This window comes from Streptomyces sp. NPDC104307, assembly GCF_055584045.1.
Genome location: NZ_JBVJMU010000003.1, coordinates 517,693 through 540,438 on the forward strand (window position 1 = coordinate 517,693; position 22,746 = coordinate 540,438).

22 protein-coding genes and 1 tRNA gene are annotated in these 22,746 nt (G+C 72.0%); 14 read left to right on the plus strand and 9 right to left on the minus strand.

The features are described 5' to 3' along the window. The first annotated feature begins 92 nt into the window (after positions 1-92). Positions 93-1,304 (plus strand): PucR family transcriptional regulator, encoded by a 1,212-nt coding sequence (locus ACZ601_RS12360; RefSeq protein WP_469536508.1) that lies wholly within the window; start codon positions 93-95, stop codon positions 1,302-1,304. A gap of 37 nt (positions 1,305-1,341) precedes the next feature. After that, positions 1,342-2,037, plus strand: a complete 696-nt coding sequence (locus ACZ601_RS12365; protein WP_469536257.1) for a class I SAM-dependent methyltransferase — start codon at positions 1,342-1,344, stop codon at positions 2,035-2,037. Positions 2,038-2,088: 51 nt separating this feature from the next. On the opposite strand, the gene ACZ601_RS12370 is transcribed toward ACZ601_RS12365, so the two are convergent. Beyond that, the gene (locus ACZ601_RS12370; RefSeq protein WP_469536259.1) at positions 2,089-2,436 is read right to left on the minus strand and encodes a hypothetical protein; all 348 of its coding nucleotides are present in this window, start codon (positions 2,434-2,436) and stop codon (positions 2,089-2,091) included. Positions 2,437-2,712: 276 nt separating this feature from the next. Between ACZ601_RS12370 and ACZ601_RS12375 the strand changes: the two genes are divergently transcribed. The 3 genes from ACZ601_RS12375 (at position 2,713) to ACZ601_RS12385 (ending at position 8,187) form a co-directional block, all read left to right on the plus strand. Then, on the plus strand, positions 2,713-3,723 hold the full coding sequence (locus ACZ601_RS12375) for a slipin family protein (protein ID WP_469536261.1): 1,011 nt from the start codon (positions 2,713-2,715) through the stop codon (positions 3,721-3,723). A gap of 181 nt (positions 3,724-3,904) precedes the next feature. Further along, positions 3,905-6,877 carry a DEAD/DEAH box helicase gene (locus ACZ601_RS12380; protein WP_469536262.1) on the plus strand — a complete coding sequence of 991 codons (2,973 nt, stop codon included), beginning with the start codon at positions 3,905-3,907 and terminating at the stop codon, positions 6,875-6,877. Further along, positions 6,874-8,187 carry an SWIM zinc finger family protein gene (locus tag ACZ601_RS12385; RefSeq protein ID WP_469536264.1) on the plus strand — a complete coding sequence of 438 codons (1,314 nt, stop codon included), beginning with the start codon at positions 6,874-6,876 and terminating at the stop codon, positions 8,185-8,187. The genes ACZ601_RS12380 and ACZ601_RS12385 overlap by 4 nt, the downstream gene beginning before the upstream one ends. Positions 8,188-8,312: 125 nt before the next feature. Here the strand turns inward: ACZ601_RS12385 and ACZ601_RS12390 are convergent, their stop codons facing one another. Beyond that, positions 8,313-8,621 (minus strand): hypothetical protein, encoded by a 309-nt coding sequence (locus tag ACZ601_RS12390; protein ID WP_469536265.1) that lies wholly within the window; start codon positions 8,619-8,621, stop codon positions 8,313-8,315. Positions 8,622-8,731: 110 nt separating this feature from the next. Continuing rightward, the gene (locus tag ACZ601_RS12395) at positions 8,732-9,262 is read right to left on the minus strand and encodes a DUF3574 domain-containing protein (protein ID WP_440578920.1); all 531 of its coding nucleotides are present in this window, start codon (positions 9,260-9,262) and stop codon (positions 8,732-8,734) included. A gap of 234 nt (positions 9,263-9,496) precedes the next feature. On the opposite strand from ACZ601_RS12395, the gene ACZ601_RS12400 reads away from it, so the two are divergent. Then, the gene (locus tag ACZ601_RS12400) at positions 9,497-10,228 is read left to right on the plus strand and encodes a DUF7873 family protein (protein ID WP_440578921.1); all 732 of its coding nucleotides are present in this window, start codon (positions 9,497-9,499) and stop codon (positions 10,226-10,228) included. 33 nt (positions 10,229-10,261) lie between these two features. After that, a tRNA-OTHER gene (locus tag ACZ601_RS12405) sits at positions 10,262-10,348 on the plus strand. A gap of 314 nt (positions 10,349-10,662) precedes the next feature. On the opposite strand, the gene ACZ601_RS12410 is transcribed toward ACZ601_RS12405, so the two are convergent. Next, the gene (locus tag ACZ601_RS12410) at positions 10,663-11,295 is read right to left on the minus strand and encodes a cysteine peptidase family C39 domain-containing protein (protein WP_469536269.1); all 633 of its coding nucleotides are present in this window, start codon (positions 11,293-11,295) and stop codon (positions 10,663-10,665) included. Between the two features lie 144 nt (positions 11,296-11,439). Beyond that, positions 11,440-12,651: a pyridoxal phosphate-dependent aminotransferase gene (locus tag ACZ601_RS12415; RefSeq protein ID WP_469536272.1), complete on the minus strand. Its 1,212-nt coding sequence runs from the start codon at positions 12,649-12,651 to the stop codon at positions 11,440-11,442. An 85-nt stretch (positions 12,652-12,736) separates the two neighbouring features. Between ACZ601_RS12415 and ACZ601_RS12420 the strand changes: the two genes are divergently transcribed. Together ACZ601_RS12420 and ACZ601_RS12425 are read left to right on the plus strand one after the other, a co-directional pair. After that, on the plus strand, positions 12,737-13,414 hold the full coding sequence (locus ACZ601_RS12420; RefSeq protein ID WP_469536274.1) for a winged helix-turn-helix transcriptional regulator: 678 nt from the start codon (positions 12,737-12,739) through the stop codon (positions 13,412-13,414). Positions 13,415-13,519: 105 nt separating this feature from the next. Beyond that, positions 13,520-13,999 (plus strand): cupin domain-containing protein, encoded by a 480-nt coding sequence (locus ACZ601_RS12425; RefSeq protein ID WP_469536277.1) that lies wholly within the window; start codon positions 13,520-13,522, stop codon positions 13,997-13,999. A gap of 23 nt (positions 14,000-14,022) precedes the next feature. On the opposite strand, the gene ACZ601_RS12430 is transcribed toward ACZ601_RS12425, so the two are convergent. Continuing rightward, complete coding sequence (locus tag ACZ601_RS12430) at positions 14,023-14,388, minus strand: nuclear transport factor 2 family protein (RefSeq protein WP_469536280.1); 366 nt, start codon at positions 14,386-14,388, stop codon at positions 14,023-14,025. Positions 14,389-14,429: 41 nt separating this feature from the next. On the opposite strand from ACZ601_RS12430, the gene ACZ601_RS12435 reads away from it, so the two are divergent. Together ACZ601_RS12435 and ACZ601_RS12440 are read left to right on the plus strand one after the other, a co-directional pair. After that, positions 14,430-15,119 (plus strand): hypothetical protein, encoded by a 690-nt coding sequence (locus ACZ601_RS12435; protein ID WP_469536281.1) that lies wholly within the window; start codon positions 14,430-14,432, stop codon positions 15,117-15,119. Between the two features lie 7 nt (positions 15,120-15,126). Then, complete coding sequence (locus ACZ601_RS12440; RefSeq protein ID WP_440577917.1) at positions 15,127-15,780, plus strand: nucleoside/nucleotide kinase family protein; 654 nt, start codon at positions 15,127-15,129, stop codon at positions 15,778-15,780. Between the two features lie 5 nt (positions 15,781-15,785). Here the strand turns inward: ACZ601_RS12440 and ACZ601_RS12445 are convergent, their stop codons facing one another. The 3 genes from ACZ601_RS12445 to ACZ601_RS12455 all read right to left on the minus strand — a co-directional run bounded on the left by ACZ601_RS12445 (position 15,786) and on the right by ACZ601_RS12455 (position 19,111). After that, a complete protein-coding gene (locus ACZ601_RS12445) occupies positions 15,786-16,691 on the minus strand; it encodes a carbohydrate kinase family protein (protein ID WP_469536283.1) in 906 nt (301 codons plus the stop codon). After that, positions 16,688-17,644, minus strand: coding sequence for a pseudouridine-5'-phosphate glycosidase (locus ACZ601_RS12450; protein ID WP_469536286.1), 957 nt, complete (start codon positions 17,642-17,644; stop codon positions 16,688-16,690). The genes ACZ601_RS12445 and ACZ601_RS12450 overlap by 4 nt, the downstream gene beginning before the upstream one ends. A 456-nt stretch (positions 17,645-18,100) precedes the next feature. Beyond that, positions 18,101-19,111 (minus strand): hydroxyacid dehydrogenase, encoded by a 1,011-nt coding sequence (locus ACZ601_RS12455; protein ID WP_469536288.1) that lies wholly within the window; start codon positions 19,109-19,111, stop codon positions 18,101-18,103. A 416-nt stretch (positions 19,112-19,527) separates the two neighbouring features. Here ACZ601_RS12455 and ACZ601_RS12460 point away from each other — a divergent pair, with 416 nt between their 5' ends. Genes ACZ601_RS12460 through ACZ601_RS12470 form a run of 3 tightly spaced genes read left to right on the plus strand, consistent with a single transcriptional unit; the run spans position 19,528 to position 22,693 of the window. After that, the gene (locus ACZ601_RS12460) at positions 19,528-20,862 is read left to right on the plus strand and encodes a sugar ABC transporter substrate-binding protein (RefSeq protein ID WP_469536291.1); all 1,335 of its coding nucleotides are present in this window, start codon (positions 19,528-19,530) and stop codon (positions 20,860-20,862) included. Beyond that, positions 20,859-21,830: a carbohydrate ABC transporter permease gene (locus ACZ601_RS12465; protein ID WP_469536293.1), complete on the plus strand. Its 972-nt coding sequence runs from the start codon at positions 20,859-20,861 to the stop codon at positions 21,828-21,830. The genes ACZ601_RS12460 and ACZ601_RS12465 overlap by 4 nt, the downstream gene beginning before the upstream one ends. Then, on the plus strand, positions 21,827-22,693 hold the full coding sequence (locus tag ACZ601_RS12470) for a carbohydrate ABC transporter permease (protein ID WP_469536296.1): 867 nt from the start codon (positions 21,827-21,829) through the stop codon (positions 22,691-22,693). The genes ACZ601_RS12465 and ACZ601_RS12470 overlap by 4 nt, the downstream gene beginning before the upstream one ends. The last annotated feature ends 53 nt before the right edge of the window (positions 22,694-22,746 follow it).

A 22,746-nucleotide genomic window follows, 5' to 3' on the forward strand; every position in this document is an offset into this window, starting at 1 on the left:
AGACTTCCGCGGGGGCTTTTGTGACGCGTGACAAAGAGCGGTCCGTCGTGAGGGGTGCGGGCGCCGGACCGGGGGCCTGCGGGCCGCCGCCGCTGTGCATCGGCGGACGGCCGGTCGCCGCCCAGCTGCGCGCCCGCGCACCCGCCCTGACCAGCCGTGTCGTCGACCGGCTGCTCAGTGATCTGCCGGTCTACGCGGAACTGCCCCACGAGGAGATCGCGGGCGATATCGCGGACATCGTCCAGCACAACCTGCGGCTCTTCGCCGACGTCGTCGAGCACCGCCGTCCCGCCACCGACGCCGAACTGGCCCAGCAGCGCGACTCGGCGGCCCAGCGCGCGGAGGAGGGCGTGCCGCTGGACGCCATCCTCACCGCGTACCAGGTCGGCATCGCGATGTGCTGGCAGGAGACCGCCCGGGACGCGGGCCCCGCAGACCTGCCGGCCGTCCTGGAGATCATGGACCGCATCATGGTCCTCCAGCAGCAGCTGACCTCAGCGGTGAGCGGCGCCTATCTGGAGGCCCGGCAGATCCTGGACAGCCAGGAACACGGCGGCCGGCACGCCCTGATGGCCGCCCTGCTGACCGGTGAGTCCCTGGAGCTCCTCACCCAGCGCACCGGGCTGCGTCCGGCGGCCGGCTATCTGACGATGACCCTCGCGCTCGCCCCGCACCCCGACGAGGTGGGCCAGGCGCCCGGACCCGGCACCGGGGTGGCCGCCCGCCGGAAGATCCGCCGCATCCGCACGGCCCTGGACCGGTTCGCCGGCACGCCCGCGCTGACCGCGCTCGACGCCTCCGGCGGCACCGTCCTGCTGCCCGTCGCGGAGCCGCCGCGGTGGGACGGGCCCGGCGGGCTGCGTGAGCTGATCGCGGAGGCCACCGCGGCGGCCGGGGTGCCCGTCACGGCGGCCGCCGAGACCGCGGAGCCGGCGGCGGTCCCGGCCGCCGTGGCCCGTAACGCCGAGATCGTCGGCCTGGTCGCCCGGACCGGACGGCCCGCCGGGCTGTACCGGCTGGCCGACGTGCTGCTGGAGTACCAGCTGAGCAGGCCCAGCGAGGCGCTGCACGGACTCGCCCGGCTGCTGCACCCGCTGGAGGCCAAACCGGAGCTGCTGCGCACGCTGGAGACCTACCTCGGGCACGGCCTGGACCGGCGGGCCGCCGCGGCGGCGCTGCACGTCCACCCCAACACCGTCGACTACCGCATCCGCCGCATCGACCGGCTGACCGGCCTCTCCCCGGCCCGCCCGGCCGACCTCCAGTACCTCAGCGCCGCGCTGGTCGCGCGCCGCTCGGTGTGAAGGGAACCGCGGCTGCGGACAGTTCGTTCGGGGAGGTATGAGCGGACGACTGGTACGTGAGGGGTATTCAGGAACGGGACCCGGCGATATCACCCCGGACGGCTGTGCGGTCGAGGTGTACACCCGGCTGCCGGCAGGTGACGAACCCGATGTGATCGCCGGGGCGGTCCCCGCCGGATCGAGCATTCTGGAACTGGGCTGCGGGGCGGGCCGGGTGACGCACCCCCTGCTCCGGCGTGGCTTCGCGGTCACCGCGGTGGACGAGTCGGCGCAGATGCTGGAGCAGGTGCGGGGCGCGCGTACGGTGCGGAGCCCCATCGAGTCCCTGGACCTGGGTGACGAGACCTTCGACGTGGTGATGCTGGCGTCGTTCCTGGTGCACTCGGGTGACCACCAGGTGCGGGACGGGCTGCTGCGGACCTGCCGGAGATATGTGCGCGACGGCGGGGCGGTGCTCATCCAGCGCGAAGGGAAGGGCCGCCACGCCGACCTGCCCCGCGAGCGGGTCGACCCGTCCGGGTACACGGTCCGCATCGTCTCCTCGGAGCCGGTCGGCGACGGGGTGCATTCGGTGCACGCCCAGTACGACTTCGACGATGCGCGCTGGACGCAGACGTTCCTGTCGCGGCCGCTGTCCAAGGAGCGGTTCGAGGGATATCTGGCCGCGGCCGGTCTGCGCGTGGACCGCTACCTCACCGACGACGGGGAATGGGTGCGGGCCGTGCCCGAGTAGCCGGGACGCCGGGCACCGCACCGGATGCGGGGCCCGGCGCGGGAGTCCGGGTCAGTGCACCGTGCTGAAGCTGCGCCAGGGCAGCGAGTCGGGCGCCTTCTGGTCGGTGAACCTGGTGGCCAGATAGGTCGTACCGGGCCCGGTGCAGTCGCGGGTGCGGTACAGGACGATGTCGATCAGGGTGCCGTTCTCCACTTCCTTGGCGCCCGCGGGGGCCAGCGGGTGGCAGCCCCGTACCGAGGGGCTGTTCACCTGGATCACGGCCTCCCGCTCGGTCGTGTAGGTGACCGGACCGACCGCGGTCCGGCCGAGGCCCGAACAGCCCGCGACGGTGAGGGTCAGGAGGGCGGTCCCGGCTGCGGCGCCGAGGCGGCGTCGTCGGTTGTCGATCACGGGCATGGCAGGTCCTCGTCTGTCTCGTCCGGCTCATCCGTACGCGCTCCGTCGCGCGGCCCCGTACGCCACGGGGGTACGTGCTGACGCTGGTCACCTTGCCCGCTCGCCGTCCGCCCGGCATCCGGGAGACCGCCGGGCGGGCTACCGGTGCGCGGAACGCGCCGCACGAGAACGGCGGGGCGGAGGTTCGCCTGCTGTCGAATCAGGGCATACGGTGGTATTAGCGTCTTATTCGGCGCGGAGTGAGTGTTCGGTGTTTCCGGCTGGCAGGGGGCCGTCATGGTCCAGGTGCTCTTGACCGCTTTGGTTGTGGTGGCCCTGGCGGGTGTCGCCTACACGGTGGCCGCCGCACGGGTCGTCAAGCAGTACGAGCGGGGTGTGGTGCTCAGATTCGGCCGGCTCCGCAACGACGTGCGAGGCCCCGGATTCACCATGGTGCTCCCCGGCGTCGACCGGCTGCGCAAGGTCAACATGCAGATCGTGACGATGCCGGTGCCGGCCCAGGACGGCATTACCCGGGACAACGTCACCGTACGGGTGGACGCGGTCATCTACTTCAAGGTCGTCGACGCGTCGAGCGCGATCGTCGAGGTGGAGGACTACCGGTTCGCCGTCTCGCAGATGGCGCAGACGTCCCTGCGTTCGATCATCGGCAAGAGCGATCTGGACGATCTGCTGTCCAACCGGGAGAAGCTGAACCAGGGCCTGGAGCTGATGATCGACAGCCCGGCGGTCGGCTGGGGCGTGCAGATCGACCGGGTGGAGATCAAGGACGTCTCGCTGCCGGAGACGATGAAACGCTCCATGGCGCGTCAGGCGGAGGCGGACCGGGAGAGGCGTGCCCGGGTCATCAACGCCGACGCGGAGCTCCAGGCGTCGAAGAAGCTGTCCCAGGCGGCAGCCGAGATGTCCTCCCAGCCCGCGGCGCTGCAGCTGAGGCTGCTCCAGACCGTGGTGGCGGTGGCCGCGGAGAAGAACTCCACCCTGGTGCTGCCGTTCCCGGTGGAGCTGCTCCGCTTCCTGGAACGGGCCCAGCAGCCGACAACGCCGGAGGGCGTGGAGTCCCCGCCGCAGGTGCCGAAGGCCCCGGCCGGCACGGCGCCGCCGGTGGACTCGGCGGAGCCCGTGGAGCCCGTACAGCCGGCGGAGTCGGCCGAGGCCGCGTCTTCGTCCACGTCTCCCTCGCCTGGCCCGGCGAGGACGGCCCCAGCGCCGAAGCAGGCGCCGGCCGCAGCGAGCCCCCGGCCCCGTCCCGCACCCACCGGCTCGAAGCCGCTCGCCAGGCACTGACGACACCGCCCACGGGCCCGCCGCCGTACCCCGCCAGGACAGCGGGGGCGGCGGTGGGCCCGTGGTCCGCTGTCAGACCCCCCGCCTAGACTCGCCAGTCAGAGGGATCCGGTGCTGCGAGGGCGCCGGGGACCGGGACCCGAGCCCTTGACCAGGGCCTTGGACGTGAGGGGAGGGGCCGGTGGCTACCGCATCTACGACGCAGGACGCGGCTGTCGGCCGTCTGCTCCGCTGTGCGGCCGTCTTCCTTCCTGCACCGCTGCCGAGAGAGGGACGCGTCGCGTTCTGGGACCCGGAGGGAGCCTCGCTCCCCGGCCTCGGCACCGCCCCCGGCGCGGACGACCGGGTCTCCGGGATCGGGGACGGTCAGGTCTCCGAGATCACCGTCGTCCGACGGCACGGCGATCGGGGTGACGTCCGCCGGCGGACCGTGCCGGCCCTCGTGCTGCCCCTGGCCGAGGCCGTACCCCTGCTGGCCCGTGCCCGGCACCAGCAGTCCGCCCACCCCGCCACCCGGTGCTGGGGCGCCGCCGCGCTGCACGCGCTCCATCTGGTGGCCGGCGGCCGGATGCTCCCCGGGCTGACGCCCGAGGACCACGACGCCTGGCGGGCCGGGCCGCGCGCCGCGGAGGACGTCGCGCATCTGCGTGCGGTCGCCGCGGCCATGCCGCCCGAGGGGTACGCGGTGCCGTTCCCCGACCGCACACCCCTCCAGCTCCCCGAGCCCGAGCCGCTCATCGCCTCCTTCCTCGATGCGGTGGCCGACACCCTGCCCCGCACCCCTGCGGCGGCGTTCGCCATGGGAGCGCCCTTCGCCGCCACCGAGGCCCAGCACCTGCCCGGCGCCCGGGAGTGGGCGGTGGCGGTCGCGGCCGGGCTCGACGCGGGCGTACGGGTGTCCCTGCGCCTGGACCTCTCCGCGTACGAACTCTTCGACACGACGGACTCCGGCGGCGCCCCGGACGCGGACGGTGTGGCGGAGTCCGACGGGCTGCCGGACGCGGCCGACGGCTCGGCCGCTCCCGGCCGCCAGGACGCCGCCGCACGGCATGCCGCTGCGGCCGTCACCCAGGTGCACAGCCTCGCGGACCCGACCTACGTCGTCGACGCCGCCGCCCTGTGGAACGGCGGGGCGGGCGAGCCCTTCGGCCCGCGTGCCCGGATCGACGCCGTCCTCGCGCTGCGCCGCGCCGCCCGCGTCTGGGCCCCGCTGGAACGGCTCCTCGACCAGCCCGTCCCCGATGTACTGGCCCTCGCAGAGGACGAGCTGTACGAGCTGCTGAGCGACGCCGGGGCCCGGCTCTCGGCCGCCGGGGTGAGCGTGCACTGGCCCCGGGAGCTGGCCCGCTCGCTCACCGCCGCCGCCGTCGTGCGGCCCGCGCCGGGCACCGCCACCGACGGCACGGCGTTCTTCGACGCCGAACAGCTCTTCGCCTTCAACTGGCAGCTCTCACTGGGCGACCACCAGCTCACAGAGGCCGAGATGGACGTGCTGGCCGAGGCCCACCGGCCCGTCGTGCGGCTGCGCGACCAGTGGGTCGTCGTCGACCCCGCGCTCGTGCGCAAGGCGCGCAAGCGGGAGCTCGGCCTGCTCGACCCGGTGGACGCCCTCGCCGTCGCCCTGACCGGCAGCGCCGAGGTGGACGGCGAACAGGTCGACGCCGTGCCGGTCGGCGCGCTCGCCGCCCTCCGCAGCCGCATCATCGACGAAGACACCACGATCGCACCGCCGCCCGGCCTCGACGCGACCCTCCGCGACTACCAGCTGCGCGGCCTCGCCTGGCTGGACCGGATGACCGCGCTGGGCCTCGGCGGCTGTCTGGCCGACGACATGGGCCTCGGCAAGACGATCACCCTCATCGCCCTCCACCTGCACCGCGCCCACCCCGCGCCGACCCTGGTGATCTGCCCCGCCTCGCTGCTGGGCAACTGGCACCGGGAGATCAACCGCTTCGCCCCCGGCGTGCCCGTGCGCCGGTTCCACGGCACGGACCGCAGCCTGGCAGAGCCCGACGGCGGCTTCGTCCTCACCACGTACGGCACGATGCGCTCCAGCGCCGCCGAACTGGCCGCGCACAGCTGGGGACTGGTCGTGGCCGACGAGGCGCAGCACGTGAAGAACCCGCACTCCTCGACGGCGAAGGCGCTGCGCACCATCCCGTCCCCGGCCCGGGTCGCCCTGACCGGCACCCCCGTCGAGAACAACCTCTCCGAGCTGTGGGCGCTGCTCGACTGGACGACACCCGGACTGCTCGGCCCCCTCAAGGCGTTCCGGGCCCGGCACGCCCGGATCGTGGAGAACACCGGCACGGCCGCCGGGATCGGCAACGACGAGGCGGTCGAGCGGCTCTCCCGGCTGGTCCGCCCGTTCCTGCTGCGCCGCAAGAAGTCGGACCCGGGCATCGCCCCCGAGCTGCCGCCCAAGACGGAGACCGACCACCCCGTCTTCCTCACCCGCGAACAGGCCACGCTCTACGAGGCCACGGTGCGCGAGACCATGGCGTACATCGAGGCGTCGGAGGGCATCGCCCGGCGCGGCCTCATCATGAAGCTACTGGCCTCGCTCAAGCAGATCTGCAACCACCCCGCGCAGTACCTGAAGGAGGAGCCGACCCGGCTCACCGGCCGCTCCGGAAAGCTCGCCCTGCTCGACGAGCTCCTCGACACGATCCTCGCGGAGGACGGCTCCGTCCTCGTCTTCACCCAGTACGTGACGATGGCCCGGCTGCTCTCCGCACACCTCACCTCGCGGGCGATCCCCTCCCAACTCCTGCACGGCGGCACCCCGGTGGCCGAGCGGGAACGGATGGTGGACCGCTTCCAGTCCGGCGAGGTACCGGTGTTCCTGCTCTCGCTCAAGGCGGCCGGCACCGGCCTGAACCTCACCAGGGCCGCCCATGTCATCCACTACGACCGCTGGTGGAACCCGGCCGTGGAGGAACAGGCCACGGACCGCGCCTACCGCATCGGGCAGACCCAGCCGGTCCAGGTGCACCGGCTGATCGCGGAGGGCACGGTCGAGGACCGGATCGGCGAGATGCTGCTCGCCAAGCGCGCCCTGGCCGACGCCGTGCTCGGCACCGGGGAGACCGCGCTGACCGAGCTCAGCGACCGCGATCTCGCCGACCTCGTCTCCCTGCGGAGGCCGTCATGAGCCCCCGCCCCGACTCCCTCCCGCCGGCCCGCGGGGCGAGGCCCGGCGCCCGGTCCCGGCCGGGCCCCGACGACCTGCGGCGGACCTTCGAGGCGGTACCCGCGCGGACGTCCGGCGACGACGAGCCGTTCGCGGACAGCTGGTGGGGCCGGGCCTGGGTGGCGGCGCTCGAAGACCTCTCGATGGACGCGGCGAGACTCGCCAGGGGCCGGGCGTACGCGGACGGCGGGCACGTCGCCGCGGTCACCGTCACCCCCGGCCGCGTCGTCGCCTACGTGCACGGCAGCCGGCCCCGGCCCTACCGCGCCGAACTCCGGCTGCGCACCTTCACCGACGCCGACTGGGACACCTTCCTCGACGCGGTCGCCGCCCGCCCGGACCACCTGGCCGCGCTCCTCACCAAGGAGATGCCGCACTCCCTGGTGGACACGGCGGCCGCCTCCGGGGTCACGCTGCTCCCCGGCGCGAACGACCTGGACCCCAGCTGCTCCTGCCCCGACCACGGCTGGCCCTGCAAGCACGTCTCCGCGCTCTGCTACCAGATGGCCCGGCTCCTGGACGCCGACCCGTTCGTCCTCCTGCTGCTGCGCGGCCGGGGCGAGCGCGAACTCCTGGAGGACCTGGGCCACCGCAACGCCGCACACTCCGCACGGGAGCGGCCCGAGGCCCCCGCCGCTCCCTCCGTACCGGCGAAGGACGCGCTGGCGGACCGCTTCCTGCCACCGCTGCCCGCCCCGTTCCCGGTGGCGCCGCACCCGGGGCAGCCGCCCTCGTACCCGAGCCTGCCCGGCAGCCGCGACCCGCTCGCCCTCGACCAGCTCGCCACGGACGCGGCCGCCCGCGCCCACGCCCTGCTCACCACCGGCCGCGACCCGCTCGCCGGGCTCACCCCCTGGCAGGACGCCGTCCGGCTGGCCGCCGCCCGCCCCACCGCCGGGCTGACCGCCACCACCCGCGCCCTCTACCGCGAGCTGGCCTCCGCGACCGGCCGCAACATCACCGACCTGGCCCGCGCCGTCGCCGCCTGGCGCCAGGGCGGGGCCGAGGGGCTGGACGTCCTGGAATCGCAGTGGGATCCCCCGGCGGGCCCGTTCGACCGGGCCCGCCCGGCTCTCGCCGCCGCCGGATTCCCCCGCTTCCAGCCCTGGCGCAACCACCTCACCCACCCCGGCGGCACCCTCCAGCTCCGCTTCGGCCACGACGGCCGCTGGTACGGCTACGAGTCGGACCCGGGCCAGGACGAGTGGTGGCCGCGCGCCGCACCGGACACCGACCCGGTGGGCGCGCTCCTGGAGCTCAGCGGCGGCTGACCGCTCAGCCCCATGAGGACGAGCATCAGCCCCTGAGCAGGAACATCAGCCCCTGAGCAGGAACATCAGCCCTGCAACAGCAACATCAGCTCTTCAACAGCAACATCAGCCCTGCAACAGCAACATCAGCTCTTCAACAGGAACAGCAGGCCGATCAGCAGGACGGCGACGACCGGGAGTACGACCATCCGTGCCTTGCGGAACGACTCGTCCTCCTGCTGCGCCAGCCCGCGGGTCGCCCCGTGCGCGGTGGCCAGGTGCTCTCCCGCCATGTCGACGATCCGCTCCGTGGTCAGGAGCGACGGCCGCCAGTCGCAGTGCGCGCACACCAGGAAGTCCCGGTACGGGTCGTAGCGGAAGTCCCGCTCGATGTTGACCGTGAAGACCTGTCCCTGCCCGGTCGTGGCGGTGAAATGACGTATCGCGGCGCCCATGCGGTCTGCCCCCTGCTGATCGTTGTCCGGTGCTCCGGCACCCGGCGGCGGCACAGTACCCGAACGTCCGGGGCCGGTGCGGAGCGGGCGGCGGCTGCTGGGGCGCGGGCTCAGAAGTCGGCGGTGGTGCGTTCTTCCAGCCGCGCCACCGAGTCCTGCGCGTACGCCTTCTCGTAGGCGGCACGGATCCGCTCGATCTGCGGATCGCGCTGCCGCGCCTCGGTCGCCGGGTAGAGCAGGGTGAGTTCGTAACTGCGCTCCCGTTCGATCACCCCGTTGGAGTCCTTCCACTGTCCCCGCCCGTCCTGGATGGTCAGTCCGTCCGGGAACCGAGGGGTCACCTCCCTGTCGATGAAGGCGAGGAACTGCCGGTCGGTCACCTCGGCTCCGCCGTCCGGCCGTTCGGTGCCGAAGAACAGCCGGGTCTCGATATAGGCCTTGCCCCGCGAAGCAGTCGAAGTCGCCGGCCGAGGTTCGGGTGAGGCGCCGGTGCCCAGCGTGGCGTATGCGACGGGGGTGCCCACGGCCAGGACGGCGAGTCCGGCGCCCGCGGCGGCGAGCGCGGCACGCCGTCGCGGGCGCCGCCGCGCGTCCGGGGAATCAGGGGCGAGGCAGGAGGGGCGGGGCTTGGGGAGAGGCATGCGGGACCCTTCGTTCCGGATGCGGGGGAGGGAGCGCGAACGCGCGGTCCTCACTGTGGCAACCGGCCCCCGCCGCAAGGCTCCGGAACAGGTACGCCGCCGGGAATCCACTCGAACGGACCGCCGCGCACGGGCGCACCGGACGGCGCACCCGAAGCACGCGGCGCTTACAGGGCCCCGGGGCGGGCAAAAAGCGCTGGTGCAGGCGGTGTTGGTGTTGCTAGCTTCCTGGGTGTGGCGAAACTCAATCAGATCATCGCAGTGGAGAAGGGCGTCAAGTCCAAGGCTCACCAGGACCTGACGGCGGCGCATCACGGCCTCCAGAAGGCCGGTCTGCTGGCCGGGATCTCCCGGACGTACCAGCCGAAGGACGAGGAGGGCGAGCAGTTGCCGCCCGAGTCGACGCCGGTGCAGATCAAGGCCGAGGACGTGCTGCGCGAGACGGCGCGGACGCTCACCCGGCTGTTCGACGTGACCGCCACCAAGGACTGGGCGAACTGTGACGCCCGCGCCGACATCTCGGTCGACGGCCGGGTGCTGGTGGCCGGGGTGCCGGTGTCGTATCTGCTCTTCCTGGAGAAGCAGCTCACCGACATCACCACCTTCATCCGCAAGCTGCCGGTGCTGGAGGCCTCCGAGGCGTGGGCCCAGGACCCGTCCACCGACTCCTGGAAGACCGAGCCGGTGCGGACCCTGCGGACCAAGAAGGTTCCCCGCAACCACGTGAAGGCGGAGGCCACCGAGAAGCACCCGGCGCAGGTCGAGGTGTACTACGAGGACGTCCCGGTCGGTTACTGGACGACCGTGAAGTTCTCCGGGGCGCTGCCCGCGCGGCGGATCAACGAGCTGACCGACCGGGTCGAAAAGCTCCAGCAGGCCGTCAAGTTCGCCCGCGAGGAGGCCAACGGCGTGGACGTCACGGACCAGCGGGTGGGTGATGCGGTCTTCGGTTACCTCTTCGGGTGACCGGCCAAGGAATCCCCGGCGGCGGTCGAAGCCGCTGGGGTGCGCGAGGAGCGCAAAGCTGAAACTGAAGTTTGTCGTGACGACGCGGTTACGGTGGAGGTTCGAGTCCTCCCCCCGGCACTTCCGCAGCTCCTGCGGACGCGGGCCGGGGTGGCCCAACTGGCAGAGGCAGACCGCGATCAATCTCAGACTCTTGCTCCAGACTCAGCATGCGCCGCCTATCGCCGAATCGACCGGGCCCGTGCCCGTGTGCGTCGAGATGCCGGTTCGACTCCGGCCCGTGGAGCTTCGATCCACGGTCGTCTAAAGGCAGGATGCGACGACATAAAACTGATACGGGACCTTAAACGTGTCGGCGTGCAAGACAGGCGGCATCACAGGGCTCGGGGGTCGGCTACACCCCCGGGCCCGCTCCTGCGTCCGGGCCCGGCGCGTCACACCCGCGCGGACAGCGACACCCCGCGCCCGGCGAAGAAGCGTGCGAACTCGGTCAGCGGAAGCTCAGCCGCCCGGGTCTCCGCGCGCGTGCCCGAAGGATTGTGGAAGTGCACGCCCGCGCCGTCGGCCGTCCGCGAGGTCAGGAGCACCAGGTGCCCGCCCCGTCCCGGCGCCGGCCGGTCCGGATGACGGATCGCGTAGTGCACCGACGCCATGACGGACCGGCCCGCGTCCAGCAGGTCCGGGATCTCCTCCGGCGCGAGGTGCCGGTGGACGGTGGCGTCGAGGCCGTGGCTCTCGCGTACGTAGTCGGCGAAGGGGGCGTAGACCAGGCCGTGGATCGCGCCGTCCGGATCCTCGGTGTACGCGCCGTACCCGAGCGCTCCGTCGCGCAGCGCGAAGAGGGGCGGGGCGTCGGCGCCGAGTGCCATGCGCAGACAGGTCACGCCGCACAGGTGCCCCGCCCAGCGCGCGTACTCCGCGGGCGACTTCGCGCCGGACTCGGCCCACGCGGGATCGGAGGCCGGATCGAGCCCGCCCTCGACGATCGGTCCGACCAGTTCGAACGAGGCGAACTGGGTGTGCACGGGGACCCGGCAGGTGGCGCAGGTGGAGGGGCTTGGGCTCACGATCGGTATCCGTTCATCTCCGGCGTCCGGTCACAGCAGGTAGCCGGGTCGGGGTCACTGCCGGTCTCCGGTCGGGTCACTGCCGGTCTCCGGTCGGGGTCACGGCCGGTCTCTGACCGGGTCACTGCCCGTGTCCGGGCAGGGTCACTGCCGGTATCCGGTCAGGAAGCGGCCGATCCGGCTGATGGCCGCTTCAAGATCGTCAGCGTACGGGAGGGTCAGAATCCGGAAGTGGTCGGGCCGGGGCCAGTTGAAGCCGGTGCCCTGCACGACCTGGATCTTCTCCCGCAGCAGCAGGTCCAGGACGAACTTCTCGTCGTCGACGAGGGGGTGCACCTTCGGGTCGATGCGCGGGAAGGCGTACAGCGCGCCCTTCGGCTTCACACACGACACCCCGGGTATCTCGTTCAGCTTCTCCCAGGCACGGTTGCGCTGCTCGTACAGCCTGCCGCCCGGCACCACCAGCTCCCGGATCGACTGCCGGCCGCCGAGCGCGGCCTGAATGGCGTACTGCGCGGGGGCGTTGGGGCACAGCCGCATGGAGGCGAGCATGGTCAGCCCCTCCAGGTAACTGCGCGCGTGCTGCTTCGGACCGGACACCACCATCCAGCCCGAGCGGAAGCCGGCCACCCGGTACGTCTTGGAGAGGCCGCTGAAGGTGAGGCAGACCAGGTCAGGGGCGAGGACCGCCACGCTGTGGTGCTCGGCGTCGTCGTAGAGGATCTGGTCGTAGATCTCGTCGGCGAACACCATCAGTCCGTGCCTGCGGGCCAGGTCGAGGATGGCTTCGAGGACCTCGCGCGGATACACGGCGCCGGTCGGGTTGTTCGGGTTGATGATCACGACGGCCCTGGTCCGGTCGGTGATCTTCGATGCCATGTCGGCCAGGTCGGGGTTCCAGTCCGAGGTCTCGTCGCACGTGTAGTGCACGGCCTTGCCGCCGGCCAGCGTGGTCACCGCGGTCCACAGCGGGTAGTCCGGGGACGGGATCAGCACCTCGTCGCCGTCCTCCAGCAGGCCCTGCACGGCCATCGAGATCAGCTCGGAGACCCCGTTGCCGAGGAAGATGTCGTCCACGCCGACCTCGGTGAGCCCCATCGCCTGGTAGCGCTGCGCCACGGCCCGGCGGGCGGAGAGGATGCCGCGCGAATCGGTGTAGCCGTGGGCCTGCGGGAGCATCCGGATCATGTCCTGGACGATCTCCTCCGGCGCCTCGAAGCCGAACTGCGCCGGGTTGCCCGTGTTGAGCCGGAGCACGCTGTGGCCCGCCTCCTCCAGGGCGTTGGCGTGTTCGATGACCGGGCCCCGGATCTCGTAGCAGACCTCGTTGAGCTTGCTGGACTGGCGGAATTCCATGCGGTGCCTCCCCGACCCGACTGTGATACTTGGTTTTACCAAGCTTGAGCTTGGAAAGTCCAACAACATGTCTAGACTGCGTCGCATGCCACGTGAGCAACAGCCCGCAACCCGCCCGGCCCGCCGCCGGAGTTACGACCAGTTCTGCGCCGGCGCACGCGCCCTGGACGCCGTCGGTGACCGGTGGACCCTGCTGATCGTCCGTGAACTGCTGGCCGGTCCGCGCCGGTACACCGATCTGCACGCGGACCTGCCCGGCGTCAGCACGGACGTCCTGGCCTCCCGGCTCAGGGACATGGAGCAGGGCGGACTGGCCACCCGGCGCAGGCTGCCGCCGCCCGCCGCCGCCTCGGTGTACGAACTCACCGAACGCGGCCACGGCCTGCTGCCCGTCCTGGCCGCACTCGCCGAATGGGGAGCGCCCGCCCTCGCGGAGCGGCGGCCCACGGACGCGGTCCGGGCGCACTGGTTCGCGCTGCCGCTGCTGCGCGCCCTGGACGGGCCCGGCGGACCGGCCGGTGACGGCGTGCTCGATGTCCAGCTGGACGAGGGCGAGTTCCACGTCCGTACGGGGGTACGGGAGCCCGGCGGCGCGGTCTACGGGGACGGCCCCGCAGAGCGGGCCGACGCGCGCATCGTGCTCGACGCCGCCCTCTGCCTCGCCCTCGGGCGCGGCGAGGTGACCTTCACGGAGGCGGTCAGGGACGGGCAGATCGAGGTGTCCGGCGAAGGACCGCTGGCCGTCCGGCTGCGCGGTGAATGACGGCGGCGGGACGGTTCGCCAGGGCGGCTCCTGGGTAGCGTCGGGGCATTTGGGATGCCAGGGGCACCGGATGATGCCCGGGGCACTGACGCGGAGGAGTGGCCCATGAGACGTGGCGGACACCAGGGGCGGCCGGTCAAGGCGCTTGTCATCGGGGGCTGTGTGGCAGCGCTCTGCTTCGTACCGTCGGCGGCCGTCGCGACTCCGGGCAGCGGGGTGAGCGGCACCGTCGTCGCGGAGGGCACATCGCCGGGCAAACTGAAGGTGAAGACGCCGAAGGGCCGTACCGACGTCACCTTCCGGAAGATCACCGTCGAGCCCGGCGGTTCCACCGGCTGGCACACCCACCGCGGCCAGCTGATCGCGGTCGTCAAGAAGGGGACGCTGACCCGCACCCTGGACGACTGCTCGGTCGAGGTGACGCCCGCCGGAACGTCCTTCATCGAGCCGTCCGGCGCCAAGCACCGCCACATCGGGCGCAACCTGGGGACCGAGCCCGTCGTCCTCTGGGTGACCTATCTGCTGCCCGAGGGCAGTGAACTCTCCGACGACGCAGACGCGGTGGACTGCGACGGGAAGAAGTGAGGCGGGGAGACGCTCGCCCCCGGTCAGCGGGCGAGCGTCTCCCCGTACGCGCCGAGGCCGCCGATCACCAGCCCGTCCCGGAACGTCAGCACCTCGTACACCCGGCCGCCGATCTGGTTGCGGTAGTCGATCACCAGGGTGTCGACGCTCACCCGGACGTCCATCACCTCGAACTCCAGGTCCGGGATGAGATCGAGGCCGCGCGCCCAGTACGCACGCAGCTGGTCCTTGCCGCGCACGGTGCCGGAGGGGTCGCCGGTGAACCGGGCGATCATGGGGGAGCTGAACGTCACGTTTTCGTGATAATGCGTCAGGATGCGTTCCAGGTCGTGGGAGTTCCAGTCGTCCTGCCACTGCGAGGCGAACGTGCGGGCGAATTCGAGATCCATGGGGAAGATCGTACGAGGCGGCGCCGGAAGGGTGGCAGGCAGTGAGTGAAGCGGGCCCCGGCGACCTCGATCCGGCGCGCCGGGCCGCGCTGGCGAGGCAGCTCCTGGGCGCGCTCCGCTCCCACCGCGCCGGGTCACGGGCGGAACCGAGGGGGTCGCTCGCGAGGGGAACCGCCGACGCGTACAGCGATATCGACCTCCGCTGGATCGTGCCCGACGGCAGGTTCGCGGACTGCGTGGCCGCCGTTCCGGAGCTGCTCGGCACGGTCCGGCACGTCGCCTCGCTACGGGTCGACCCCGAGCTGGGGAACTCCCGGAGCAGGCGGCTGCTCTTCGTCGACTTCGACGGGCTGCCCCTCTTCTGGCGGCTGGATCTGGAGATCGTGGCGCTGTCCGTCGCGAACCGGCCCGGCAATGACCAGGACAACCCGGCGGCGCGCAGCGACGACTGGTCGAGGCCCGCCAGCGCGCTCGCCAACGCCGTCGCCGCCGTGAAGGCGCTGCTGCGCGGCCGCCCGGAGACCGCCAGGGGCCTGCTGGAACGCGGCTTCGCCCGTATCGGGGTGGCGGACACGCTCTCCGGCGACTGGTTCACCGACATCACCCGCCTCGCGGAGGCCGCCGCCGCGATCGAACCGGCCAGGGGCCCGCTCGCCGCACGCGTCGTGCGGCTGGCGGCGGAGCACCGGACGGAGCTCGGCCGGACGGAGCTGGGCCGGCCGGGGCGATGATGGTGCCGTGCGATTCGAAGCGATCACCTGGGAACGGCTGGCGGAAGCCCTCGCCGCGCACGCCGACGCGCTGGAGCCGTCCGACGGCGGGCCCTGGCTCAAGGTCGCCGTCGACGGGGCCCCGGCCGCCCGTACCGGCGAGCTGGCCGAGTCGCTCGCCCAGGCGCTGCGGCTGCGCGGCCGGTCCGTGCTCCCCGTGTCCACGGCGGGGTTCCTGCGGCCCGCCAGCCTGCGGTACGAGTACGGAAAGCGGGACCCCGACTCGTACTACGGCAGCTGGTTCGACACCGGAGCGCTGTGGCGTGAGGTGTTCGGGCCGCTGGAGGCGGGCGGCAACGGGCGGGTGCTGCCCGATCTCTGGGACCCGGCGACGGACCGGGCCACCCGGAGCCCCTACCGGCTCCTTCCGGAGGGCGGGGTGCTGGTGGTGCACGGGCCGTTGCTGCTGGGGCACTGGTTCCCGTTCGACCTGAGCGTCCACCTGCGGCTGTCGCCGGGCGCGCTGCGGCGGCGCACGGAGGAGGCCGAGCAGTGGACGCTGCCCGCCTTCGCACGGTACGAGGACGAGGTGGCGCCCGCCGGGAGCGCGGACGCGGTCGTCCGGGCCGACGACCCGCGCCACCCTGCCTGGACGGGGCTGCGGCGGGACGCGGACGGGTAGCGGCCCTACCGGTCCCCGGGCGGCGGCGGCCGTCCGCCCACCGCCATGACGGCGCGTGCTCCCGAGCGGCATCCCGCAGAGGCGGCCGTCGCGGGGTCCTCGCCCGCCAGCAGCGCCGCGAGGAAGCCGCCGGTGAAGGCGTCGCCCGCTCCGGTGGAGTCCACCGGGTCCCGCACCGGCTCTGCCGGGACCCGCCCGGTCACCGCGCCCCCGGTGGCGAGCAGAGCGCCGTCCCGGCCCAGGGTGACGACGACCTGGCGGACCAGCAGGCTCAGCTTTGCCGCGGCGTCGGCAGGCCCGGGGAGGCCGGTGAGCAGTCGGGCCTCGTCCGCGTTGGGCAGCAGCAGGTCCACCTCCCCGACGAGTTCCAGGAACCGGTCGACACCCAGCTCGGCCAGGAACCCCGCGGAGGCCGGGTCGACGCTCACCGGGATGTTCCGCCGCCCGGCCTCCCGCAGCGCGAGCAGAGCCGTCGCGCGGCTCCTCTCGGCGAAGAGCAGGTAGCCGGAGAGGTGGAGGCGGCCGATCCCGTCGAGCATCGACGGTGACCAGTCCTCCGGGGCGAGGCGCAGGGCCGCGCCGCTGTCCGTGAGGAAGGTGCGCTCTGCGGCGGAGTCGACCAGGGCGACGACCGTCGCCGTCGGGGCCCCGTCGTCCACGGCCAGCAGACCGCGTACGCCCGCCCGGCGCAGTCGGTCCCGGTGCCAGTCGGCGGAGTCGGCGCCGACCCGGGCCAGCAGCCGCACCTCCGGGCAGCCGGAACGCACCGCCCAGCAGGCCACGTTGGCTCCGGCCCCGCCCGGCAGGGTCCGGATGCCGGCCTTGGTGTCCGTACCGTGGACCAGCGCCGTCGCGTGCCGGGCCACCACGTCCGTGACCACGTCCCCGACGACGAGAAGGCCACCGGTCACCGGGCGGTCCAGGCCGTGGCGATCCGGGCGGCGAGCGCCACATTGCCGCGGACCGCCGCGAGGTTGGCCTCCAGCGAGGCGCCGCCGGTCCGCCGGGTCAGCTGGTCCAGCAGGTACGGAGTGACGGCCTGCCCCACGATGCCGTGCTCCCGGCAGGCGTCCAGCGCCTCGGCGAGCACCCGGTCGTGCAGGGCGGGATCCAACTGCTCCGCCCGTGGTACGGGATGGGCGACGATCAGCGCGGTGTCCGGGCCGCCGAGCGCATCCTGGGCGGCCATCACCTCTGCGACCTCCTCGGGGGAGTTCACGGTCCAGTCGACCGGTTCGCCCGAACTGCTCAGATAGAACCCGGGGAACCGGTCGGTGCCGTATCCGAGCACCCCCACGCCGAGCGTCTCCAGCCGCTGGAGCGTGGCGGGCACGTCCAGGATCGACTTCACGCCCGCGCAGACCACGGTGATCCCGGTCCCGGCCAGCAGCCGCAGGTCCGCCGACTCGTCCTGGGTCTCGGCCCAGCCCCGGTGCACCCCGCCGAGCCCACCGGTCGCGAAGACGCGCAGGCCGGCGCATGCGGCCAGGAACGCCGTCGCGGAGACCGTCGTCGCCCCGCTCGCACCGGCCGCCAGGGCCGGGGCGAGGTCCCGGTGGCCGAACTTGCGCATCGCCGGGTCCTGGGCGACCCGCTCCAACTGGTCCTTGTCCAGGCCGATCCTGGCCCTGCCGTCCAGCACGGCGATGGTGGCGGGCACGGCGCCGCCTGACCGCACGAGCCCCTCCAGCTCCTCGGCCACCCGAAGGTTGCGGGGGCGGGGCAGGCCGTGGGCGATGATCGTCGACTCCAGCGCGACGACGGGCCGGTGCGCGGCGAGGGCGGCCCGCACCTCTGCGGAGAGCACGGGCGCGTGCGGAGCGGGCGGCTGGGGAGCGGCGCCGATCGGCGCAGTCTGTGACATGTCCACATCCCTGTCGCGGCAGGGGTGGGCTCAAACGTTCCCGGGCGGCGGCCGTGCGGGAATCGGGCCCGGCCGTGCGCGATTACTCGCCATTGCCTACGAGGACGCGCAGGAGCGGAAAGCGAATGCTCGTAATTTCGCCGTGCCGATTTCCGTGCGGGCGCGAAGATCTGTACGGGGATGCGGGTACGAATATCTGGCCGCGCGTGAAGTCCCCGATATCAGTCACGAATTCGGTCCGGACGAATAGACGGAGCGACAGCCCGGGGCCGGGACTTCGTCCTGCCCTGAACTATGGCTCCTCCCGCTTACGTCTCACTAGCGTTTCGCTAACGTTTCACTGACGTGACGCCCCTGGGCTGCGGAATCGTGGAATGGGTTGCCGGCCGGGCTTGCCCGGTCCCGGGAATTCGGTACAGCATGGCCGCCTCGCGTCCGGCTGTTCGGTGCCGGCCGTCAGGCCAGTGAAGCGGCGTGCGCGGGATCGATGGCATGGCGCAGCGGCCGGTCCTGTGTGAACCGGTGGAGTTCGTCGAGCACGAGCTGCCCGAGGCGCCGGCGTTCGGCACCCAGGGCGCCGCCGAGGTGCGGTGTCAGGACGACGTTGGGAAGGGTGAAGAGTGGCGAGTCATGAGCCGGGGGCTCGGGATGCGTTACGTCGAGCACGGCGGTGAGATCGGGCCTGGCAAGCAGGGTCCGAGCCGCGGCCGGCTCGTCGATCAGCGCGCCCCGTGCGGTGTTGACCAGCGTCGCGCCGGGCCTCATCGAGTTCAGCAGCCGCGCCCCGATCGTGCCTTGGGTCTCGGGCAGGAGCGGTGCGTGGAGGCTGACGACGTGGCAGGTGGCGAAGAGCTCCTCGACGGGGACCAGCCGGACGCCCGCCTGCCGGGCGGCTTCCGGGGAGGCGACGGGGTCGGTGGCCAGGACCTCGACGTCGAAGCGGCTGAGGTGGGCGGCGACGAGCCGGCCGATGTGGCCGAGCCCCAGCAGGCCCACCCGTGACCGGTAGGCGCCCGGGACGTCGGGGTCGTACGGGAAGCGGCGGCTGCTCGCGACCTCCCGCGCGATGCGGTGTGCCTGCTTCAGGCCGAGGAGGACCTGGGCGAGGGTGAACTCCGCGACCGGGACCGCGTTGGCCGAGGCGGCGGAGACGATCGGGATACCGCGCTCCCAGAAGGCGGGCGTGGTCAGGTGCCGGACGGACCCCGCCGCGACGAGAACGGCCCGCAGCCGGGGGGCCCGGGACAGGAAGGCGGTGTCGAGGACGGGCGCACCCCAGCCCGTGAGCAGGATGTCGACGTCCCTCAGGACCTCGGGGTCCGCGTCGAGCTGCTGCCGGGTGCGGGGCGGCCCCTGCCAGTGCGCGAGCCGGCCGATCCCGGCCAGCACCTCGGGCGGGTAGACGTCCGCCCGGCGTTCTTCCTCCATGACCAACAGGGCTGTCGGTGCGGTGGCCGGTTCGTTCATATCGGGTCTGGCTCCTCGGCCTGTCGGGTGGCTTGTTCGGTTCTCAGGTCGGATGGTTCGCAGGGACGATACATCGGATCACTGGAATGTCCTTGGGTGCAGGTCGGATGTCCAGACCCTGCCGTCCGGCAGTTTCTGTCACGGCCCGCGCTTGCCCCGGATCGGGGCAGTCGTGCACATTGATCGCTCAACTGGCCAGGCATCAGGCCGGATACTAGGCGATTTCTGAAGGTGATATCCCCCTCGCGCGTTCCGGATTGCCGGAGGCGTACCCGGAAGGTCGTCCGGCGGGTGCCGTGCCGGTCCGTGGAAACTTTTTGTATTCATCGGAGTATTGACCGCTGAATCTCACCCCGTTAACGTCCCAGAAAGCGCTTTCCAGGCCCAACTGTGATGCGGCGAAAACAGGAGTTGTGATGCAGAGATCGCGATGGATCGGTGCGGGTGTCCTCGCCTCGACACTGGTCCTCACCAGCTGTTCGTCCGGGCCTGCGGGAGTCGATGCCAAGCAGGACCCCAAGGCGCCTCTGGAGCTCTGGACCAGGACGACACCGGGCGGCCCTGGGGAGCAGGGCGCGATCGCGCTCGCCACCGCCTTCGAGAAGAAGACGGGCTACAAGGTCAAGGTCACGGCCATCTTCGATGACTTCGAGACCAAGCTCCAGCAGCGGGCCGCCCAGAAGAACCTCCCCGACATCGTCATGAACGACGTGACCCAGCTCGGGGCCATGCACAGCCAGGGCCTGCTCCGGGAGATCGACCTGGACAAGATCAAGAACAGTGGGCAGATCATCGGCCAGGGGCTGGACTCCGGAAAGGCCGTGGACGGCAAGCAGTACGGACTGCCGTACTCGGCACAGGCGTCCGCGCTGCTCATCCGCAAGGACTGGCGGCAGAAGCTGAAGCTCGACACCCCCCGGAACTGGGACGACTTCGCCGCGATGGCCAAGGCCTTCACCACCCGGGACCCGGACGGCGACGGCAAGAACAACACCGCCGGACTCGCCGCCCCGCTCTCCACCAAACGCGGCTACGCCTCCTGGTACTTCTCCAACTTCCTGTGGGCCGCGGGCGGCGACTTCATCACCGAGACCGGCAAGGGCTCGGGCACGTACAAGCCGGCCTCGTCCACGAAGGCATCGGTCGGGGCCATGCAGTGGTTCCGCGACCTGGGCTGCAAGGCCAAGGCCATCCAGCCCGGCGCCGTGACCATGGACACCCCGCCGACGAACGAGACGTTCGAGGCGGGCCGGACCGGCATGTTCGTCGTCGGCCCGTACCTGCTGCCGCGCTTCGACGAGACCCTCGGCAAGGACAAGTACGAGGTCGTGCCGATGCCCAAGGGCCCGAAGGACGCCACCGTTCTCGCGGAGGGCGGCTCCGTCTACCTGATGGCCGGCTCCGCCAACCAGGCCGGCCAGGACGCCTTCGCGGGCTTCGCCGTATCCGCCGAGGGCCAGAAGACGGCGATGGCGGGCGACACCGGCTCCATCGTGCAGCTCCCCGTCAACAAGACCGTGGACATCACCCAGGTACGGCCCGACCCCCGCTGGAAGACCTACGCCCAGGCGTACCAGGACTCCGGCCGGTACGCGCCGTCCATCCCGAACTGGACCCCGGTGCGGCAGGCGACGGCGGACACGGTGAACGCGCTCATGGCCGACTGCGGCCTCGACACCGGGGCCAAGCTCCGTGAGCTCGACAAGCAGCTCGCCGAGATCCTCAAGGAGCAGGGGATCGCCGCGTCATGAGCCTCGACCAGGCGGAACCGGCCGCCCCCGCGGCGGCCGGCCCCTCCCCGCGGAAACCGGGCCGCCGGGACGGCGGGGCCACCGGCCACCCGGGACGCAGCCGCAGATCGGGCCGGTGGTGGACGCCCTGGCTGTTCCTCGCCCCCGCGCTGATTCTCTTCCTGTACTTCAAGTTCATCCCCATGGCCAACGCGCTGACCATGTCCTTCCAGGAGGTTCAGCCCTACCTGGGGAACAAGTGGGTCGGCACGGAGAACTACGCCGCGGTGCTCCAGTCCCACGGATTCCGTGAGGCCGCGTGGCACACGGTCGTACTGGCCGCCGGGCAGACCGCCGGATCGATGGCGCTGGGTCTCGTCCTCGCCCTGCTGATGGAGGGGCAGAGCCGCCGGCTGAAGTTCGTGCGCTCCGCGGCGTTCCTCCCGGTGGTGGTGCCGCTCGCGGTCGTCGCCGAACTGTGGCGGATCATGTACCACCCGACCGGCGACGGCATGCTCAACTCGCTGCTCGGGATGGTGGGGATGGGGCCCTCGGGGTTCATCAACGACCCCGACACGTCGATGGCCTCCATCATGCTCACCGGCATCTGGCGGGGCGCCCCCTACGACATGATGATCATTCTCGCCGGTCTGACGAGCGTGGACCGAGGCCTGTACGAGGCCGCGAAGGTCGACGGCGCGTCCAGGTGGCAGCGGGTGTGGCACGTGGCCGTACCCGGACTGCGGTCGGTGTTCTCGATCCTCTTCATCCTCGCCGCGATCCGCGGACTGCGGGTGTTCACCGAGGTGTTCCTGCTCACCAACGGCGGGCCCGACGGTTCCACCGAGGTCGTCATGACCCTCATCTACAAGCTCGGCCTCGAACAGAACCGGCTCGGTGTCGGAGCGGCGGGAGCGGTCCTGCTGTTCGTCGCGACGCTGATCCTGACCGTCGTCGTCCAACTGCTGCGGCGGAGGGAAAGCAAGTGAGTGAGCGGACCGAAACCGCGCTCGGCCTGACCGAGAGCCGGAGCGCCGGCGGCCGGATCCTGCGGAACGCCGTCCACCTGCTGGTCCTGATCGTCTTCGCGGGGCCCCTGCTCGCCCTGCTCGTCAGCGCCTTCGGACACGTCAAGGACCCGACGCAGCTGAGCGTCATCCCCTCCGGCGTCACCCTGGACAACTTCCGGATCGCCTTCGACCAGGGGGTGCTCACGTACCTGCTGAACTCGTTCTTCGTGGTCGGCGGCGGGCTGCTGCTCCAGGTGGCCGTCTCCGTACTGGCCGGGTACGCGCTGGCCAGGAAGGTCTTCCCCGGGATGACGCTGGTGCTCGTCGCCGTCCTGGCGACGCTGATGCTGCCCGAGGAGATCCTGGCCCTCCCGCTGTCCCTGATCCTCTCCGACCTGCCGGTCGTCCACTTCAACCTCATCGGCACGCTGGCCGGAATGATCGTCCCGCTGGGCGCCTGGGGGTTCTCCATCCTGGTGATGACCGAGTTCATGAAGGACGTGCCGCGCGAACTCGAAGAGGCCGCCCGCATCGACGGGGCCGGAGACCTGCGGATCTTCGCCCAGATCATCCTGCCGATGTGCAAGCCCGCGCTCGGCGTCATCGGGGTCTTCGGCTTCACCATGATCTGGGACCAGTACCTGCTGCCCCTCCTGGTCTCCACCGACTCCTCCTCGTACACGCTCCCGCTGGCGCTGCGGACCCTGCGGATCGACCCTTCGGTCACCCCCGGAGTGGTGATGGCCGCCTCGCTGCTGGCCCTGCTGCCCTCCGTGATCGTCTTCCTGTTCTTCCAGCGGTCCTTCGTGAGCGGTCTGTCCTCCGGCGCGCTGAAGGGCTGACCCCCGCCGCCTCCTCCGCCCCGCCCCCACCACCGTCCCCGCAAGGAGCACAT